The 21,013-nt window shown below is 36.2% G+C and carries 11 protein-coding genes; 7 read left to right on the top strand and 4 right to left on the bottom strand.

What is annotated here, in order from left to right; genetic code table 11:
* Positions 1-376 precede the first annotated feature (376 nt).
* The gene (locus ACKPCA_RS10160) at positions 377-3,259 is read left to right on the top strand and encodes a helix-turn-helix and ligand-binding sensor domain-containing protein (protein WP_321278968.1); all 2,883 of its coding nucleotides are present in this window, start codon (positions 377-379) and stop codon (positions 3,257-3,259) included.
* A 56-nt stretch (positions 3,260-3,315) separates the two neighbouring features.
* On the opposite strand, the gene ACKPCA_RS10155 is transcribed toward ACKPCA_RS10160, so the two are convergent.
* Positions 3,316-4,179, bottom strand: a complete 864-nt coding sequence (locus tag ACKPCA_RS10155) for an AraC family transcriptional regulator (RefSeq protein ID WP_054719755.1) — start codon at positions 4,177-4,179, stop codon at positions 3,316-3,318.
* Between the two features lie 247 nt (positions 4,180-4,426).
* Between ACKPCA_RS10155 and ACKPCA_RS10150 the strand changes: the two genes are divergently transcribed.
* From ACKPCA_RS10150 to ACKPCA_RS10130, 5 genes are all read left to right on the top strand, one after another.
* Positions 4,427-5,653, top strand: coding sequence for a sugar MFS transporter (locus ACKPCA_RS10150; protein ID WP_321278966.1), 1,227 nt, complete (start codon positions 4,427-4,429; stop codon positions 5,651-5,653).
* A gap of 30 nt (positions 5,654-5,683) precedes the next feature.
* Entirely contained in the window at positions 5,684-6,634 is a 951-nt protein-coding gene (locus tag ACKPCA_RS10145; RefSeq protein ID WP_321278964.1) for an ROK family protein, read from the top strand.
* Positions 6,635-6,931: 297 nt separating this feature from the next.
* Positions 6,932-7,801: a Cbp1 family collagen-binding glycoprotein adhesin gene (locus tag ACKPCA_RS10140; protein WP_321278963.1), complete on the top strand. Its 870-nt coding sequence runs from the start codon at positions 6,932-6,934 to the stop codon at positions 7,799-7,801.
* Between the two features lie 518 nt (positions 7,802-8,319).
* A complete protein-coding gene (locus ACKPCA_RS10135) occupies positions 8,320-9,618 on the top strand; it encodes a citrate (Si)-synthase (RefSeq protein ID WP_054719767.1) in 1,299 nt (432 codons plus the stop codon).
* Between the two features lie 158 nt (positions 9,619-9,776).
* Positions 9,777-11,414: an ABC-F family ATP-binding cassette domain-containing protein gene (locus ACKPCA_RS10130; RefSeq protein ID WP_321278959.1), complete on the top strand. Its 1,638-nt coding sequence runs from the start codon at positions 9,777-9,779 to the stop codon at positions 11,412-11,414.
* A gap of 195 nt (positions 11,415-11,609) precedes the next feature.
* Here ACKPCA_RS10130 and ACKPCA_RS10125 read toward each other — a convergent pair whose 3' ends face one another.
* Together ACKPCA_RS10125 and ACKPCA_RS10120 are read right to left on the bottom strand one after the other, a co-directional pair.
* A complete protein-coding gene (locus ACKPCA_RS10125) occupies positions 11,610-13,196 on the bottom strand; it encodes a dipeptidase (RefSeq protein ID WP_321278957.1) in 1,587 nt (528 codons plus the stop codon).
* A gap of 44 nt (positions 13,197-13,240) precedes the next feature.
* The gene (locus ACKPCA_RS10120; RefSeq protein WP_321278955.1) at positions 13,241-14,077 is read right to left on the bottom strand and encodes a CvfB family protein; all 837 of its coding nucleotides are present in this window, start codon (positions 14,075-14,077) and stop codon (positions 13,241-13,243) included.
* A gap of 600 nt (positions 14,078-14,677) precedes the next feature.
* Between ACKPCA_RS10120 and ACKPCA_RS10115 the strand changes: the two genes are divergently transcribed.
* On the top strand, positions 14,678-18,115 hold the full coding sequence (locus tag ACKPCA_RS10115) for a hypothetical protein (protein ID WP_321278954.1): 3,438 nt from the start codon (positions 14,678-14,680) through the stop codon (positions 18,113-18,115).
* A gap of 456 nt (positions 18,116-18,571) precedes the next feature.
* Here the strand turns inward: ACKPCA_RS10115 and ACKPCA_RS10110 are convergent, their stop codons facing one another.
* Complete coding sequence (locus tag ACKPCA_RS10110; protein ID WP_321278953.1) at positions 18,572-21,004, bottom strand: ABC transporter permease; 2,433 nt, start codon at positions 21,002-21,004, stop codon at positions 18,572-18,574.
* Between the last annotated feature and the right edge of the window lie 9 nt (positions 21,005-21,013).

The following is a 21,013-nucleotide window of genomic DNA, read 5'->3' as shown; positions in this document are numbered from 1 at the left end:
AATGAATAATGGGTTAATTCGATTCGTTTCTTTGTTTTTACCGCAACAAATATTGGAGGAATAGAAGGTGAAAAAAAAAAAAAGACCCAAACTTGAGCCAAACAACTTTTAAGTGGGGTATGTTGTGGTTGTTAAGTGTTAGTTAATCAGTGTTGTTGAGTGTTGGGACGGATTTTTAAAAAAGCATTTGAAATCATTAGTGTTGTGGTAATGTTGTAGTGTATTTTTGCGATTGAAAACCTTTTCAGAGTATATTTGACAGTGATAAAAAGGAGAAACTGGATATTCAGTTTACGAAGAAAGATATATCAATATTAAAAGTGATAATGAAAAAACACATGAGTTACTCTTAGTTCTCCAACTTAAGCATATGTATATGAAAATTCGCACTCATCAAATTATTATATCATTACTATTTTTTACATGTTTTTTTTGTGTACACAATGGGCAAGCAAGAACCAAGCAATTGCTTATGCCTTTTGTGAAGAATTTCTCCAAATTAGAATATCATGGAGCCAATCAGAATTGGGATGTTTGCCAAGGAGTTAATGGAGTAATGTATTTTGCCAATTCAGATGGATTGTTAGAGTATGATGGTGCAAGCTGGAAGTTATATCCTTTACCCGCAGAGCAAATTGTCAGATCTGTTGCAGTAGACACTGCCGGACGAGTTTATGTTGGAGCGCATGAAGAGTTTGGGTATTGGGAGAAAAACAAAAAAGGACAGCTTGAGTATTTTTCTTTAATTGAGTTAGTGGAGGGGCATCGAATTAAAAATCAGGATATTTGGAAGATATGTGTTTGGAATGGCAAGGTGTATTTTCAATCATTTGCTGAAATATTTGTTTACGATGGTGAAAAAATAACCTCCATTCATACTCCTGCTAATGTCTTTTCGCTTTTTAAAATTAGGGATCGTTTATTGGTTAGTATCCAGCATATGGGCTTATATGAATTTCAGCAAGATTCATTGGTTGCCTTAAATGGAACAAATCAGTTAGCACCTAAAACAATTAATATTGCTATCCCATATGGAGAAAAAGGAATTCTTTTGGGGACTGAGCTTGGCGGTCTGTATAAATACGAAGATGAACACATAACCCCATGGCAAAATGATGCAGATGAATTCTTGAAGAATTTTCAACTCAATAAAGCCGCAACGGTTTCTATAAATAATAAGGAGTATTATCTATTGGGGACCATAACTCAGGGCTTGGTTGTTCTTGATAAGAATGGTAGAATTTATAGTCATATCACTAAAGGGAATGGCTTGCAGAATAATACAATTCTTGGAATTAAGGTAGACCAGTATAATAATTTATGGCTGAGTTTAGATAATGGAATAGATTTTATCAACTTGAATTCTTCTTTTCGTTACTACCAAGATAGAAGCGGAGAGTTAGGTACCGTGTATAGTGCAGCTATATTTAATGGGAAATTGTATTTGGGGACAAATCATGGTTTATATAGTGCCGTATGGGATACAAATTCATTGCAACTAAAGACAGACTTTACTCTTGTTAGGAATACACAAGGACAGGTTTGGAATTTGAAAGTAGTAGATGATGTACTTTTTTGTGGTCACAATAATGGAACATTTCTAATTTCTGCAAAAGGCATCGAACGCATTTCAAATGTTTCGGGAGGTTGGATTCTGAAAGAAGTTCCAGGAAATCCAAAAATGTTAATTCAGGGAACGTATATAGGTTTGGTTATTTATAAGAAGAGTGAAGGGCAATGGAGAATGTCTCATATGGTAAGAAGCTATCATGAGCCAACTGAGTTTCTTGAGTTTGATTATAAGGGAAATCTTTGGACCAGTCACGCTTATAGAGGATTGTATAAACTGAAATTGAATTCAGATTTTAGTTCGGTATTAAAAAGTGAGTTCTATACCAAAGAGAATGGGCTTCCCGATGATTCAAATGTAAATGTTTTTAAAGTTGATCAGCAAGTGGTTTTTACTACAAAGGAGGGATTGTTTTCTTATGACTATAATCAAGAAAGCCTGGCACCATTTAAGAAGTTAAACACCGGACTGAAAGATTTTAAAGATGCTTATAAAATTATCTCTATTGATAGTGGAAATTATTGGTTTTTTAAAAAAGGTAAGTGTGCTCGTGTCTTAATGAATCATGGAGAGATAGAAAGTATAGATGCCTTGTCTTTTCAGTTGCTAAGAGGAAGTACTCTCGATGGGTATGAAAATATTATAGCTTTGGGAAGGGGGAACTACTTGATCTGCCAGGATGCAGGTTTCTCTATTTTCTCATCGCATCAAATCGACAATTCATTATCGCTACATAATCATCAAGTGATTTTACGTGAAATTTCTTGTAATTCGCAAATCTCCAAATTGCATCAAGCATTACATTTGGAAAATTCTGGAGAGATAGCAAATGTAAAAAATAACATGAACTTTGAATTTTCTCTTCCGGTGTACCGTTTTGGGAAATTAAAATACCAATGGAAACTGGAAGGTTATGATGTGTTCTGGTCTGATCCTTCTGATCGAAATCGAGTAAACTACTCAAAATTACCTCATGGTGATTATACATTTAAGGTGAGAGCGACAGATAATTATGGAAGTTTGTCGAAAATTGCCTCCTATTCTTTCACAATATTGCCCCCATGGTATTTATCCAGATTGGCTAAAACAATATATTGGATTTTGTTTTTTGTTCTTATTGGAGTATTTCGTGTGGTTTATCACTATAAACTTGATAGGCAAAAAAGAAAGTACTATTTAAAACTTCAGGAAGAGAATGAAGAGAAAATTATTAAACTGAAGAATGAGCATTTAAGAGAGGAAATTGAGAATAAATCGAAAGAGTTGGCCAATTATACCATGATGGTTACTAAAAAGAATGATCTATTAAACCAACTTAAAGAACAGCTAGAGAAGTTAGAAATACATGTAATTGCTGCAACAGCCAAGAAGAGATTGAAAGAAATAAATAAATTGATTCAATCGGGAATTAGCAATGAAGAAGACTGGAAGCTGTTTAATGAAAATTTTGATAAGGCCAACGAAACATTTCTACAGAATTTAAGAAAGAGATATATCGATTTAACACCGAACGATCTTCGTTTTTGTGCTCTTTTACGCATGAATATGACTTCAAAAGAAATTGCATCATTGCTTAATATTTCACCTCGTAGTGTGGAGGTGAAGCGATACCGTCTTCGAAAAAAATTAAATTTGGAGCATGAGAAGAATCTAGTGGAGTTTTTAATGGAAGTAAATGAGCAAAATTGATTTATGCAATTGATTACCTATTCGTAAATAATTCGAAATTTCTTTTTAATTGGGTATTAGTATGAATTTTCCTTTTTCTGCAAAGGAGTTTTACCTGTATTTGCCTTAAACTGCTTATTAAAATAAGATGGACTGTTAAATCCACATTCATAGGCAATTTGTGCTACTGTAAGCTTGCCTTCAGCAAGAAGCTTTTGTGCATAATTGATACGCATCTCATTCAGAAATTCAGAGAATGTTTTTTGTGTTTTGCTCTTAAAAAACCTGCAAAAGGCTGTTTTACTCATATTCGCAACTTTTGCTGCTTCATCTAGGTCAATCTTTTGTTGAAAGTTCTCACTAACGTATTCGTATATTTTATATAGCTTTTGATTGCTACTTTGTCTAAATGATTCAACAAAACTATCGGATGCCAGGTATTCCAAATCTTCAGATTGGGCAATAAGTTGCAAGATTTGTAATAGTACAATTATCCTTTGCGAGTAATCCGAAGAATGAAGATTCTTTAAATGTTGAATAATTTTGTATTTGGTACTTCCTTCAATTCTAATTCCCTTAAATGAGTTAATCAACATTTCTTTGATTCTTCTCATTTCAGGCAATTGAAAGAATTCTTTGCCAAAGCTATCTTCTTTGAAATGAACCACCCATGCTATTACTCTTTCTTCTGATTCTTTGCTATAAAACAAATCATCATTTTTCATGATATGGGGAGTATTGGGACCAATAAAGATCATATCACCATCTTTGAAATGATCAATACAATCGCCGACCACTAGGGTTCCATGGCTTTTTTCAATAAAGATCAGCTCATATTCTGGATGGTGATGCCATGGTACCTCTATGTGTGGTAGGACATCAATTTTTGACCGGAATGAATGTTCCCTTTTGACCGAAATTTCTTCTAAAACCAATGACATACTTGTATTATTTTATCAGTTGTGGATAAATCTTCTTCTAAAATCTGCTAATATAGTTTCAATTAGACTGTTTAATTCCCAATTGATACTTATTTTCTCAATGATAGTAATGTATTAGCTTATGATGTAGTGTAGTATAGTAGCAATGCAAATATAGTACAATTAAATGATAAAATAGTAAAATGGCTTTACTGGAAAATCAAAGAGATTTGTCTTCCAATAACTCAAACGATTGAAATAATAAGATATGGTATCAATAAGTACAAATATTAGCGCGGAAAGTACCGGAGCTAAAGACGGAATGAATTATAAAGGTGCATTGGCATTATTAACTTCATTATTTTTCATGTGGGGATTTTTAACCTGTATGAACGATATTTTAATTCCTCACCTAAAAGGATTATTTGATTTATCGATTACGCAGGCAATGCTTGTACAATTTACATTTTTTGGTGCCTATTTTTTAATGTCGTTACCAGCAGGTTGGATCATTGGAAAGATTGGCTACAAAATGGGAATTGTAACAGGATTAACAATAGCAGGTATTGGTGCAGCAATGTTTTTCCCTGCGGCCAATTTCTTATCCTACGGATTCTTTTTGTTTGCATTATTTGTTCTAGCATCAGGAATTGTTGTATTGCAGGTAGCTGCAAATCCGTATGTAGCAGAATTGGGTACGCCTGAAACTGCATCAAGTAGATTGAATCTTACTCAGGGATTTAACTCGCTGGGAACAACTGTAGCTCCAATTTTTGGTGCATGGCTAATTCTTGATAACACTGCAACCGACAATGTTGGAAAGGCCGAAGCAGTTCAGATGCCTTATGCAGGCTTGGCATTGGCTTTAGTCTTAATTGCAGTAATTTTTGCATTTGTAAAGCTTCCTAGAATTCAGGATGCGGAAGAAGAAAAAGCTGAAGGATCAGCTTGGAAGTTTCGCCATTTGGTTCTGGGAGCAATAGGAATATTCACATATGTTGGAGCCGAGGTTGCAATCGGTAGTGCTTTGGTGATGTACTTTGGTGATGAGGGCTTACATTTATTTGGTGAAGCCGAAGCAGCAACATATGTTTCCGTATTTTGGGGAGGTGCCATGGTGGGCCGATTTATTGGTTCAGCAGTAATGCAAAAAATATCAGCAGCCAAAGTGTTGGCATTTAATTCAGTTATGGTTGTTGCTTTAATTTTAATTAGTATGATGACAAGTGGATATGTTGCACTATGGAGTATTGTATTGGTTGGATTATTTAACTCAATCATGTTCCCAACCATATTTACCCTAGCAATTGACGGACTAGGAAAACATACCAGTCAGGGATCAGGGATTTTGTGTCTTGCTATAGTAGGTGGAGCAGTTGTTCCAATGATTATGGGTATGTTGGCTGATAGCTTTGGTCTAGCTAATTCTTTTGTAGTAGCAATTTTGTGCTATGCTTATATTTTATATTACGCGTTAAAAGGACACAAACATTAGGATATTTATTAATAGAAGAGGAGTATTGAAATGAAGGAAGTTGCTTTAGGTATAGATATAGGAGGAACCAATACTGTTTTTGGTTGTATTGATAGTGAAGGGAATTGTCTGGTTTCAGGTAGTATACCAACACAAAAGCATGATGATATTCATAAATACCTTGATGATTTATTTGAGCTTGTTCAGATAAAGTTGAAGGAGTACGAGGGAGTTTTAAATATTATTGGGGTTGGAATTGGTGCTCCTAATGCAAGCTATTATACAGGTACGATTGAAAATGCTCCAAATTTAAAGTGGAAGGGAAGTGTTCCTTTGGTTGAATTGGTTAAAGAACGATTGAATGTTCCGGTAATGATTACCAATGATGCCAATGCTGCCGCAATGGGCGAAAAAGTATTTGGTGCAGCAAAAGACATGAACAACTTCATGGTAATAACACTTGGTACCGGATTGGGAAGTGGTATTGTGGTAAATGGAGATTTGCTATACGGACATGATGGTTTCGCAGGAGAAGTTGGTCATATGATTGTTCGCAAGAGTGGACGTGAGTGTGGATGCGGAAGAAAGGGGTGCTTGGAAACCTATGTTTCGGCTACAGGCGTAAAACGAACTGTTTACAAATTATTAGCAAGACATTTAGGGGATAGTGAGCTTAGAGATATTCCTTTTAGTGAATTAACTGCCAAAATGGTTGCTGAATCAGCCGGTAGAGGTGATCTTGTAGCAAACGAAACTTTTGCATATACTGCTCAAATGCTGGGTGAGGTTTTGGCGAATGTGGTAGCGGTTACCAGTCCAAAAGCAATCTTCTTATTTGGTGGTCTTGCCAAAGCTGGAGATATCTTGTTTGAACCAGTAAGAGAAACTCTAGAGAATAATTTAATGCCTATATATAAAGGAAAAATTCAAGTTCTGCCTTCAGGAATTAAGGATAATGCTGCCGTATTGGGAGCTGCTGCCTTAATATGGAATAAGAATTAAAAGATAATCGATTGCCTTCGGAGTTTTTCGAAGGTACACCCTCCAGCCTGCCTTGTGCAGGCTTTTTTTGTAGAATCCATTTCTACAAAGTGTGGAATCTTTACCACAGATTTTTGTGCATACCATCTTCAATATTTTGATGTGCCAAAAAATAAAAAATAGCTAAAGGTTCATATTATCAGTGTTTAAGTGATTTTCAAATTTTTCTTTTGGCATGAAAAATATTTACGGCACAGTATTCTCATATAGTATTTGTGAATTTGAATTGATGTAAACCTGTTTAAAAAATTAAGAATTATGAGAAAGTTAGTATTTGCATTATTAGTGTTACCATTTTTTACAGCTTGTAACCAAAAAGAATTAAAACAACTTCGTGAGCAGAATCAGCAGTTGACTGCAATGGCACAAGAGAAAGATTCTACTATCGATGAGTTTGTTGAGTCGTTTGATGTTATTGCAGCAAACCTGAATATCATTAAGGAAAAAGAACAGATCATTTCTGTTAATGCCAATGAGAATCCTTCAGTTGGACAGAAAGAGCAAATGGTAAATGATTTGAACTTGGTTCGTGAGTTGTTGGAAGAAAACAGAGCCAAAATTGAAAGCTTGGACAAGAAGTTGAAGAACAGCTGGTACCAAAACTCAAAACTAAAGAAATTAGTTGCCGGTTTAAAATCACAAGTTGAAGAGAAAGATGCTTCAATTGCTGCATTATCTGATCAAGTTGCTCAATTGAACGTTGAAGTTGAAAACTTGAATGGACAAGTAACTGAATTGAACGGTACTGTTGTAGCATTGAACACCGAGAACGAAAACAAGGCAAAAATTATTGAAGAGCAAACTACTGACTTGAATACAGCACACTATGTGATTGGCGATATCAAGGAGTTGAAAATGAAACAAGTGGTTACTAGCGAAGGCGGATTATTGGGAATTGGTGCTACAAACAAATTGAACCAAAAAATCAATCCAGAAAACTTTAATGAAATTGATATTACAAAGACTACAACCATTCCAGTATCAGGTAAAAAAGTTAGCCTGGTAACTTCACACCCAAGTGATTCTTACAGACTAGAAGGAACAGATAAAGAGATTGAAGCAATTACAATCTTAAATCCTGAAGAATTCTGGAAAGCTTCAAAATACTTAGTTGTTGCAGTGAAATAATATATACAAACAGAGCTTGTATTCAAAAGCATCCCAATTAGGGATGCTTTTTTGTTATGCATAGTTTTGTGCTATACTCCTCAAGTTATATTGGAAATACTGGTCCAATAGCTTGAGCAGTACTTCCCAAGTTGTTTGAGTAAGCTGCTCAAAGTGTTTGAGTAATGCTGCTCAATGTGTTTGAGTAACACTGCTCAATGTGTTTGAGCAAATGCTTTAGAGAAATACTTTTTCATCTTATATTCTTTGGTTCCTGTGAATTTGTAATTCATAAGTTTGCAGTATAGGATTTATAATCCGATTTACTTGAATTGAAAATCACTTATTAAAATGGTAAAAGAGTAAACTTACCGAGATTTATTTTTGGTAGATATATCCTATTTGATGACAAGCAAGTGAGCTATTTAATAGCGAATCTGTCTGATTTTTCGTAAATTAAAGAGACTCCCTTTATCTATTAAAAATGCAGTAATGCATACTTCTGTTTTGGATTTTGTTACGGTTTAAAGTTGTTGGATATGTCCATTTTAAGAAATGAAATTAAGAATAACCTCACTCAATTAAAGGATGAAATAGATCAGATTTTTGCAGGAGGAAGAGATACTGTACTTTCCGAAGTTACGGTAGGACAAGTGTATGGTGGAATGAGAGGATTAACAGCATTGGTTTGCAATACTTCCTTTGTTGATCCTTACTCAGGTCTTCATATTGGTAAATATACGGTTGAGGAACTTGCCGATAAGTTTCCTGAAGAGATATTCTTTTTGTTGTGTACAGGAAAATTACCTGGACCAGATTTTTTATCGGAATTTCGAAAGGAATTGAATGAAAGATCAGGTGTCCCTCAATATACCTGGGACATGTTAAGAGTACTGCCTAAGGATACTCATCCCATGAGTATGCTAAGTTTGGGGATTTTATCGATGGAACAGGAATCGATTTTCAAAAAGAACTATTTAAAAGGCATTGCTAAGTCAGATTATTGGAAATTTACTTTAGAGGATGCTTTAAATGTAATTGCCAAATTACCCGAATTGGCAGCAGGAATTTATAGAATTAGGTTTTGCGATGGAAAACTGATTGAACGAAATCCAGAATTGGATTGGGCTGCGAATTTGGCATTGATGCTAGGTCTACCGGATTCGGGTAAAGAGTTTGCGAATTTGATGAGACTCTATTTGGTTTTGCATTGCGATCATGAAGGTGGTAATGTGAGTGCTTTTACGTCAAGAGTTGTGAATTCGGCACTCTCTGATTTATACTATGCGATTTCCGCTGGTTTAAATGGCTTGGCAGGACCATTACATGGCTTGGCCAATCAGGAATGCTTAAGATTCATATTAGAAATAAAAGAAAAGTATGGCAATGATGTTGATGAAAATCAGGTAAAACAATTCGTGTTGGATACTTTGGATGGAGGAAAGGTAATTCCTGGTTATGGTCATGCAGTTTTGAGGGTAACCGATCCTAGATTTAAGGAGTTCATGAGTTTTGGAAAGCAGTATTGTGCAGATGATGTTTGTTACCAAATAGCAGAAAAATTGTTCCTTGTAGTTCCTGATATTTTAAAGACCTACAAAGGAGGAAAGGTTGCTAATCCTTGGCCAAATGTGGATGCAGCTTCTGGATCACTACTTTATAAATATGGACTAAACCAGTTTGATTATTACACTGTTTTGTTTGGTGTTTCGAGAGTTTTAGGTTTTTGTGCACAGAATATTCTGGCCCAAGGTCTGGGACAACCCATCATTCGTCCTAAAAGTGTTACCAACAAATGGGTGGCTGAAAAACTAATGGAAAATAAGGTGAATACTTGATTTTGGTTTATTGATTTGAGCAGGAGCATGCTTCTACAGAGAGCAGGGGTGTGCTCTTATCGAGAGCATGAGCATGCTCAAATTGATGATGTTTTGATATGTAAATGGTATAATTATCTTTGCGGGCTAGAAATAGTTTCTATAATTAAACCGAAAAGATGATTACTGTAGATTCAATAGCTGTTGAGTTTGGCGGAACAAGCTTGTTCAAAGATATTTCATTTGTAATTAATGAGAAGGATAGAATTGCTCTTATGGGAAAAAACGGGGCAGGAAAATCTACTCTTCTTAAAATTATTGCAGGAGTTGATACACCAACTCGTGGTCGTATTTCAACACCAAAAGATAAGACCATTGCTTACCTTCCTCAGCACTTAATGACATCGAATACCAGAACTGTTTTTGAAGAAACAGCTCAGGCTTTTGCTCACATTTTCGAAATGGAGAAGCAAATTGAGGCGATGAATACGGAGCTGGCTTCAAGAACCGATTTCGAATCGGAGAGTTATTACAAGCTGATTGAAGATGTATCTACTTTAAGTGAGAAATTCTATTCCATTGAGGAAACCAATTTTGACTCGGAGGTAGAAAAAACACTTATCGGATTAGGTTTTGAAAGAGAGGATTTTACTCGTCCAACCAGTGAGTTTAGTGGCGGTTGGAGAATGAGAATTGAATTGGCAAAGATTCTTTTGCAAAAGCCTGATTTAATTCTTTTGGATGAGCCTACCAACCACCTGGATATTGAATCGATTCAATGGTTGGAAGATTTTCTGATTAATTCGGGAAAAGCGGTTATGGTAATTTCTCACGACCGTGCTTTTGTTGATCGAATTACATCCAGAACCATTGAAATTACAATGGGCCGCATTTATGATTACAAGGCATCTTATTCGGAGTACCTGGAATTGAGAAAGGACAGAAGAGCACATCAACAAAAGGCTTACGATGAGCAACAGAAAATGATTGCTGAGAACAAAGCTTTTATTGAACGATTTAAGGGAACTTATTCTAAAACCCTGCAGGTGCAATCGCGAGTTAAAATGTTGGAAAAGCTTGAGATTGTAGAAGTGGATGAGGAAGATACTTCTGCCTTGAGATTGAAATTTCCACCTTCGCCTCGTTCAGGAAACTATCCGGTAATTATGGAAGAGGTGAGCAAAGCCTACGATGAGCATTTGGTGTTTGAGAATGTGAATTTTACATTGGAAAGAGGTGAGAAGGTTGCTTTTGTAGGTAGAAATGGTGAAGGGAAATCAACTCTGGTTAAAGCCATTATGCAGGAGATTGATCATGGTGGAACTCTAACACTGGGGCACAATGCCATGATCGGTTACTTTGCACAAAATCAGGCTTCTCTTATGGATGAGGAGTTGACCGTATTTCAGACCATCGATCATGTTGCAAAGGGTGATATCAGAACCAAAATCAAAGATATTTTGGGAGCTTTCATGTTTGGAGGCGATAATTCAACCAAAAAGGTAAAAGTACTTTCGGGAGGAGAAAAAACTCGTCTGGCAATGATTAAATTGTTGCTTGAACCAGTGAACCTATTAATTCTAGATGAGCCTACCAACCATTTGGATATGAAGACCAAAGATATTCTAAAATCAGCATTGAAAGATTTTGATGGAACTTTAATTGTAGTGTCTCACGATCGTGATTTCCTTGATGGTTTGGTGGATAAGGTATATGAATTTGGAAACCAAAGAGTGAAAGAACATTTGGGAGATATCAACTCCTATCTATCGGCAAAGAAAATGGAGAATTTAAGAGAGTTGGAGCGTAAGAATTAATTCAATTCCCTTGATAGGGATTATTGACTTCAAGGTAAGGCGTGTTGGTTGATAGTTGCAGATCTTCAGTTTTCGGTGTATCAGCAAACCCATAATTGTCTCCTTCTTCATAAGTGAATACAATAAAATAATTTAAAAGCAAAGGCCTTGATAGATTACTATCAAGGCCTTTGTTCTTTTTAATGATGGGGAAACTTAAAATTTTTCATCATATTTGGTCCAAAGTCCATCACCAATTTCCCAAGCTTTCTCTACCACTTCGTTGCCCAATTGAATAGTTCTCTTGGTTAACAATTCTGTGCGTTTCTTCTGGCTCATTTTAGATGCCTCTTGATCGATGGCAGCTTGTTCGTCGAAATATTGTTTCTGCAAAGGAACAAAAACAGCATCCACATCATGTCGCATATCTCCCCAACGTTGTGCGGTTAAGGTACCTAAGCGATTGAATGCCCACCATGCAGATTTACGAGTGTAACCAGTTCTACGTGCTTTTACTTTGTAGGATTCGGCCAAATCGGTAGTTCCAGCATAAACTGGGATATAAATGGATGTTGCAACATTGTCTTGTGCCAGCCAAACAATTCCACCTACTTCATCAGGTAACCAATCTCTACACTGAATAATAGTAGCATACATGGTGTACCAACGAGCAATAGTTCTTTCTCCAAGTTCGCCCCAACCACCGTTAACTCTGAACAAACGGTTCATATCATAAGGCATAAAAGGATTCGCAAATGGAGAAAGTTCTTCTTTACCATCCTTATCTGCTTGTTTAATGTTTTTAACGAAGTTATATGGAGTTCCCTCATAGTAATCTTTAAAGATTTCAACCAACTTGTCCATTGTGATTTTTTCATCAGGTTGAACCGAGAATGGATAATCTTTATCGTTGGCATCTAGTTTTAAAGAAGGAGCAGCCATTGAAAGAACTCTCCACTCTCTTCTGCGAGAAGCCAATGATAGTCTGCTTTTAGGAGCATAAGCGTAGTTCCACTTAAAAACTTCACCTTCTTTCCACCAGCCATTTTCTTTGGCAACCGAATAAATGTTTTTCGATGCCATAAAGTGCTCTTTATCTTTTAGGTTGATTTCTTTAATGGTACTTGCATTTGCATTAACCGAAATGTGATTGTCTGGAACACGCTGGGCAACCCAAACCGCACCAACTTTTCCTTTTCCAGGACCAACAACTTCAAAATGCCAAACTTCTTTTTTATCAGCAATGGTCAAACATTCTCCAAAATCTCTCCAACCATATTTCATTAAAAGTTCATCAGCCAATTGAATTGCTTCTCTTGCAGTTGTACATCTCTCTAGCATCAATTGTTGTAAGCGTTGACAATCGATTAAACACTCTTTCGAGAACAATTCTTCACGACCTCCAAAGGTAGATTCCCCAATGGCCAGCTGCTTTTCGTTCATACAAGGGTAAGCTGTATTTACGTACTGGAATGTATTAGCAACCTGATCAATTTCTCCAATTTTCACATGCTGATAAGTGGGCATGCTAAGGCTGTCGTAAGCTGATCTTTCATATAAGGAGAACTTGCTGCCTTTATTGTGTTTCTTAGAAGGTGTAACATCCATCCATGCACGTGTTCTGTGACTGTCATCAGTGTGTGAAGTGATAACTGATCCGTCAATTGTAGCCAGTTTTCCTACAGTTATTGTTGTACATCCTTCTGGCACTCCATTTTGCCAATCCGATTTGTCTTGTGCATTTGCACTACCCATTATAAGAACGCAAAGTCCGAATAAGTAATAATTTAAAAATCTGTTCATGTTTAAGTATTTGTGTTGGTTAGTTGAATATTTTGGATAACCCATTACTGAACCAAATAAATTCCAGTATCCTCAATGGTAATTAATTTTTGTTTGTAAAGAAGACCAATTGCTTTCTTAAAGTTTTTCTTACTCATTTTAAGAGTATAATAAATGTCTTCAGGTGAGCTTTTATCATTCAAAGGAAGGAATCCTTCTTCTTCTTTTAATAAATCAAGTATTTGCTGTCCTGATTTTGGAACCTCGTTAACATATCCTTGTTGTTGAAGGCTAACGTCAATTTTTCCATCACGACGTACTTTTTTTATGTATGCTTTTCTTTTATCTCCGATTTTTAGGTGCCCAAAAACTTCGTTCTTGTATATCATACCTAAGGCATCATCATTAATCAATACCTGAAAACCCAATTCACTTCTCTTTCCAACTAAAATGTCTACTTCATCTCCTTCATTGTAGGGGACTTCATTGTCTCGTAGAATTCTTTCGATTTTAGCTGTAGCCACAATTCTTCCTGTAGCATTATCCAAATAGATGTATACCAGGTATGAAAGATCTACTTGCATTTTATCCCTTTGTTCGCTAAACGGAACAAGCAAATCTTTAGCCAAACCCCAATCTAAAAATGCGCCTACATTGGTTACCGATTTTACTTTAAGAACAGCAAACTCCCCAACAATTGCTTTTGGTTTTAGAGTAGTGGCTATAATTCGGTCTTCCGAATCTCTATATATAAATACTTTAATTTTGTCGTCAAGTTGTGTTTTTGGCGGAACATATTGATTCGGTAGCAAGATCAAAGCTTCATCTTCACCCTCTAAAAACACTCCAAAGTCAACCAATTTGGCAACTTTTAATTCTGCATATTGTCCAATAATACTCACGAGGTATATTTTTAATTGATTCCAAGCTATAATAGAATCATGGATTGATAATTAACAGCGTAAAAGTAAGCAACTTTTTATGAATTTACCGTGACAATATTGAAAAGAGAAGATTGACCGAAATTTAAAAATGCCATGCTTGGTTTGAACTGGATGTAATTCTTGTTTTTAATTCAAATTCAAAGATTATTCATGTTGTAGAGCATGTTTGTTAAAACTCATAAAATGAGAGTGGGTGTTTTTCTACCTAATTTAATTAACAGTAAATGTAAGTAGTTAAATGGATATGTCTAGTGCTTGAATTTCCTGTGAAATGCATTTTTATTGAGTTTTATCAAAAGTGAAAAGTCAAGATTGTAATTTTCGTTATCGATTTCGAATTTTCGCTGATATTATTAAGGAAAATTATCCGTATTAAACATGAGTGTTTACACCCATAAAATCTGATATTGTAGAACATACCCTATGCAATAGAGAAAAATTTCCCTATTTAAGATTAGTTTTTATTTTTGATGCAGAGATCAAGAAATCATGGATTTTGAGATTAGTAAATAACTCTCTCTCGAGTTAATTTGATATAAAAATTCAATAAGTCAGGGTATGAACAAGAGGAAATTATTGGTTAGAGATCTAACGTTAAGAGATGGTCAGCAATCTCTTTTTGCGACCAGAATGCCACAGGCAGAGATAGAAAAAGTTTTGCACTTGTATAAGAAGGCAAACTTTTATGCGATGGAAGTATGGGGTGGAGCAGTTCCTGATTCCGTGATGCGTTATTTGAATGAGGATCCTTGGTATCGCTTAGAGTCCATTAAAAAAGAGATTGGAGATGTTTCCAAACTTACAGCCTTATCTCGTGGACGTAATCTTTTCGGATATAGCCCTTATCCTGAATCGGTAATTGAAAAGTTTAATACACAAGCTGTAAAATCAGGTTTAGGTATTATGCGTATTTTCGATTGTTTGAACGATATCGAGAATATGAAGTCGACCATTAAGTATGTGAAAGCCGCTGGTGGTATGGCCGATTGTGCAGTGTGCTATACTGTAGATTCTAAGTTTCCTGAGAAAGAAGAAGACCGCAAGCGACTAAGTGTAAAGAACCTTCCTGATCAGATTTTCGACTTGGATTACTTTGTGAATCTGGCTAAGAAATTGGAAGCTCTGGGAGCTGATATGATTTCCTTGAAGGATATGGCTGGTTTGGCTTCACCTTCTCGTGCAGGTCAAATTATTCGTCGATTTAAAGAAGAGTTAAGTATTCCTGTTGATTTTCACTCACACTCAACACCTGGCTATGGTTTGGCTTCGGCTTTAACTGCCATTATTAATGGTGTGGATATTATCGATACCAATATCATGAACTTTGCGGGTGGATCCGCAGCTCCTGCATATGAGTTGATTTACCTGTTCTGTCAGAAGTTGGGCATTGAATTGGATGGAAATCCTGAGGTAGTGGTTGAAATCAACAAAATTTTGAAAGAGATTCGTGCGAATGCTTTGGCTGAAGTGGATAGCTACAAGCAATTCCCGATTGAATTTGATATTACGAAAGATAAGCTTCCTGCTGAAATCGATAAATTATTTGATGAGGCAATAGAATACGCTAAAGCTGACAAAGAGGCTGAGTTGCTGGATGCTTGTCATGCAATTGAAAAATATTTTAATTTCCCGGCTCCTAACGAAATGGTTAAGAAGGCGGAAATTCCTGGTGGTATGTACACAAACATGCTAAACCAGTTGAAGGCTTTAGGTTTGGAAACCCTGCTTGAGAGAGTGTTGGAAGTGGTGCCAGTGGTTCGTTTGGATGCAGGTTGTCCGCCATTGGTAACCCCTTCTTCACAAATTGTAGGGGTACAGGCGGTAAATTGTGTTATCGATGAAAACTCAGGTCGTCCGTTCTATACAAATGTATCCAACCAGTTTTTTAGCTTGGTAAAAGGAGAGTACGGTACTACTCCAATTGAAATTGCTCCTGAATTCCGTGAGAAAATCACTGGTAAGCCAGAAAGAGAAGATTATGATGTGAGCAATTACCAGGCACCGGAAAATCCAAATCTGCCACAATACGGAAATGTAAAGTTAGCTGTAGACGATAAAGAATACATGCTTTTGGAACTGTTCCCATTGGTAGCAAAAGGATATTTAGAAGGAAAGCGTAAGGCTGAATTCGAAACCAAAAGAGTAGAAAATCGTAAGAAAATTGCTGCGGAAAGAGCTGCAATCAAAAGAACTCGAAAACTGAAGATTCGTGACTTAACTTTACGTGATGGTCAGCAATCGCTGTTCGCAACTCGTGTGCCACAACACGAAATTGAAAAGGTTCTGCCTTTCTATAAAGATGCAAACTTCTACGCATTAGAGGTTTGGGGCGGTGCAATTCCCGATTCGGTAATGCGTTACCTGAACGAAGATCCATGGCATCGATTGGAATCGATTAAAGAAGTGATTGGTGATGTTTCACACCTAACTGCATTATCACGTGGTAGAAACTTGTTTGGTTACTCGCCTTATCCAGAGTCGGTAATCGAAGGTTTCAACAAAAATGCTGTGAAATCAGGATTAGGTATCATGCGTATCTTCGACTGTCTGAATGATGTGAAGAACATGGAAACTACCATCAAGTATATGAAAGAGGCAGGAGGGATTGCCGACTGTGCGGTTTGTTATACGGTAGATCCAAAATTCACCAGAAAACAAAGATGGAATGCGCTTTTATCTGGTAAGAAATTACCTAAAAAGATTTTCGATGTAGATTATTTCGTGAACAAGGCCAAGCAAATGGAATCGCTTGGTGCTGATATGATTACTGTGAAGGATATGGCAGGATTGATTCCTCCATCATTATCGGGTAAGATTGTGAAGCGATTGAAACAAGAACTTAAAGTTCCGATTGATTTCCATACGCACTGTACTCCAGGTTATGGTTTGGGAGCTGTGTTAATGGCCATTGTAAATGGTGTAGATGTGGTGGATACCTGTATGCTGAACTTTGCAGGAGGTCCTGCTGCTCCATCATTCGAAATTATTCAGCTTTTCGCGGATAAATTAGGTTTGGATACGGGAGTGAATTTGGATTCTGTTGTTGCCATTAACAAGGAATTGAAGGGAATCCGTGAAAGAATTGCTGAGTTCGATTCTTATAAAATGTTCCCATTAGAGTTTGATATTACTGCTGATTATCTTCCTAAAGAGATTGATGCATTATTCGATAGAGCAATTGAATTGGCTAAAGCCGATAAAGAAGAAGAGTTGTTGGCAACCTGTCACGCAATCGAGAAGTATTTTAACTTCCCTGAACCAAACGAGAAGGTGAAAGCTGCTGAGATTCCAGGAGGTATGTATACCAACATGCTGGCTCAGTTAAAAGCACTAGGTTTGGAAGATTTATTGCCAACCGTATTGGAGAAAGTTCCAGAGGTTCGTGTGGCAGCAGGTTGTCCTCCGTTGGTAACCCCATCTTCACAAATTGTGGGTGTACAGGCAGTAAACTACGTATTGGATGTGAATAGCGGTAAAGCTCCATATACAAACGTAAATAACCAATTTTTTAATCTGGTAAAAGGAGAGTATGGCGAAACGCCAATTGATATCGATCCTGAATTCAGAATGAAAATCTGTGGACAGATGGAAGCTACTGATTATGATGTAAACAAGTATCAGGCTCCAGAGAATCCGGTATTGGATGAGTTTGGCGGTGTGAAGCTTGCCGAAAATGAGAAAGAAATGTTGCTGTTGGAATTGTTCCCAACTGTAGCGACTCCATTCCTGAAAAACAGAAAAGCGGATGCCTACTACGAAAAAGTAGCTGCAGAAGAGAATGAAAAGCAAAGAATCATTGAGGAGAAGAAAGCTGCTTATGCTGCAATTCCATTAGAAGAGAAATATAAAATGTTACTTCGTGGATTGTACAGCTTGGCAGGTGATTCCGAACAGGCTACTGGTGATATCACTCAGCCAGAAGAGAAAGAATCCAAGCTTGACCTGAAAACAATTAAGATGCTTCAAGAACAAAAGCCGAAGAGAAAGTTAGGATAAAGTTCTTTCTAATATATTTTTAACACACAAACTAAAAGTGCTATTCCGAATGGGGTAGCACTTTTTGAATTTTAGTAGGTGTATAGTCTAAATGATAGCTAAATTGTTATCACCCTTGTTGTTTCGGTATTATGTGGACATTAGCCTAATGCAATTCGAACAATACTTCTAAGGGGTTATACCGTTTCAAGCACTTGATACGATGCGTTTCATAGGCTTGATACGAACCGGATCAAGTACTTCATACGGTGTGTTTCATAGGCTTGATACGATACGGATCAAGTGCTTGAAACGCTAAAGACTCTTATAAGGAAGGTGAAAGATGTAGCCTGCTATGTCTTGAATGATGATTAGGCTGCGCTTATCTCACATCTTATAATGAGTTAGAAAACGAAAAAAGACTGCACCTTGTTTGGATACAGTCTTTTGTAATATAATCAAGTTTGTATTGTTTGGCTATTCATATTTCAATGCATAAACAGGATCTTTCCTGGCGGCATTGTAGGTTTGCCAGCTAACGGTGATGATTGCAATAATGATAGCAATTACACCAGCTAAGGCAAATATCCACCAGCTTAGATCAATTCGATAAGCAAAACTTTTTAACCAATCATCGGCAGCATAAAAAGCAATTGGGGATGCAATAACGAAAGCCAAAGCCACCCATATAACATATTCGGAGATTAGTTGCAGCATAATTTCCAAGGAACTTGCTCCATTGGCTTTTCGAATTCCTATTTCTTTTGTTTTGTGTTGAATACTGTAGGAAGACAAAGCATACATTCCAAGTATTGATAATAGGATGGAAAGAATGGCAAACAAGGTCAATGCTTTCATTTCATTGTACTGGTTTCGGTAAATTTTGAAATAACTATCACTCAGAAATTCATATTTCATGGGTTGATCTGGAAACAATTGACTCCATGTTTCTTGCAAATTCTGAAGCGCCTTAGAGGTGTTGTTTTTGTCAATTTTTACTAGAAAAGTACTGTTGAAAATTCGTTTTAGACCGATAACTTCAGCTTTTTCTTCTGAGAACATGTCTGCATAATGCAAGTCCTTGATTACGGCAACAATCTCACCTTGTTTAAAATAGGTTGGAGATATGAAATTGTACTTGAATTGTTTCCCTATCGCATCTTGAGGATTTTTAAACCCCAGTTTTTTGGAGGCGGATTCATTTAAAATGTATTGTTCCTTAAAATTACGATAGGATGGATCAAGATTATTGATGTTTTTGGTAGCAGATTCTTCATTGGGTGAAATGGCCGCACTTTCCCACATGTAGCTTGATCCGCTTTTTAGATTTAAATCGCCCGCCAATGCTTTAATATCAAACAACTTAAAAAACTCATGATCGATAGAATTAATTGAGATGGTATTGTTTTCACTTTTATCCATTCCTTCCATTTCAAATGGGTAAACAAAATCAGGGGTTGTACCCGGAGGCATCATGGTTGATGAAATTATTTGTATTTCAGGATACTTTAAAGCTTTCTCTTTGAAAAGATCAAATTTACTGATGGCTGCATAAGGGAATTCAGTAATTGTAATAATGGATTCTTTATCTTTTCCAGGGTGAAAATTCTGGATCTTTGAAATTTGTTGATGTAAAACAATGGTCAAAACCAAAGCTACGATGGATAGCGTGAATTGGCAAACCAAAGAGATGATGAATTTTTTAGAACCTTCTTCTTTCTGATTGCTTAAATTTGAAGAAATCTTCTTGGTTTGTAGAGGAAGCAGTGAAATTGCTCCAAACAAAACAATAAAGAACAAAACAAGAAAAATAAACAATACTCCTTCATTTTTAATCATAAAGTTAAACTCTATAAAGCGATCAAAGATAAAAGTGAGTATGGTTCCTATGATAATGGATAGTGAAATCTGGATGGATGATTTCTTCATTTGCGAAAGGGAAAGATCTAACAGGTTTGCACCGTTGATAATTTTAATTTTGAGATTGTTTAAGTCACTATCCAATTGAACTGTGTTCAGATTAAAATAGTTAATCATTGCAATTAAAAGAATTATAATAGCACCTGACATTATTACCCAAATGGTTTTTATGGTACCATTTGATCCTAGCTCATCCTTTTTATGACTTTTTAGATGAATTTCCCGAAGATTCATTAATTTAAAAGTCGGAGATACCTCTGCTTCAGCAACATTTTCTTTCCAATGTTTATTTAAAGAAACCTCCAATTGATCTGGTTTTACATCAGGGTGTAATAACAAGTATGTGAAGGCATGTCCATAGGGATTGCGGAGTGTTTCCAGATTGCTTGAGAGCAATACATCTGGTTTCATGTGCGAATTGGATGGAAATTCATCAAATACACCTTTAACTGTATAAATTGTTCCTCCATTACTATCAAATTCTCCTTTAAGAGTTAATTCTTTTCCTATTACATCAGTGCTGCCAAAATATTTTAATGCAGATTCTTTGCTGATTACGACTTCATATAGTTGTTGAAATAGACCTTCCTTATTGCCTTGTATCAGTTTAAAATCAAACAATGTAAAGAAGGAATGATCGGTGTAGTATGCATTTTCCAATGAATATATCTGATCTTTTATTTTTAGGGTATAATTGAACGGTTTTACCATTAAAACTATCTGCTCTATTCCAGGGAATTTATCGTATAAGTCCTTTATGTAATGGGCATTTAAACTAGCAGTGTTTACATTGTCAGTAGTTTGCATAAAGCCAACTTTACCAGGCTTGTCTATGTTAAGGCGGTAAACCTGATCTGCTTTTGTATGAAACTTATCGAACGACAACTCATGTTTTATATAGGATGAAGCAAAAAATACACTAGCAAAAGCAATTGCAATTCCAATGATATTAATTGCAGCCCATTTGTTTTTTCTTGACAAAATATTCATAGCTTCCTT

The organism is Marinifilum fragile, assembly GCF_963677365.1.
GTDB classification, from domain to species: domain Bacteria; phylum Bacteroidota; class Bacteroidia; order Bacteroidales; family Marinifilaceae; genus Marinifilum; species Marinifilum fragile.
Note: the sequence above shows the minus strand (reverse complement) of the source record. Positions and strands in the feature narration are given on the sequence as shown.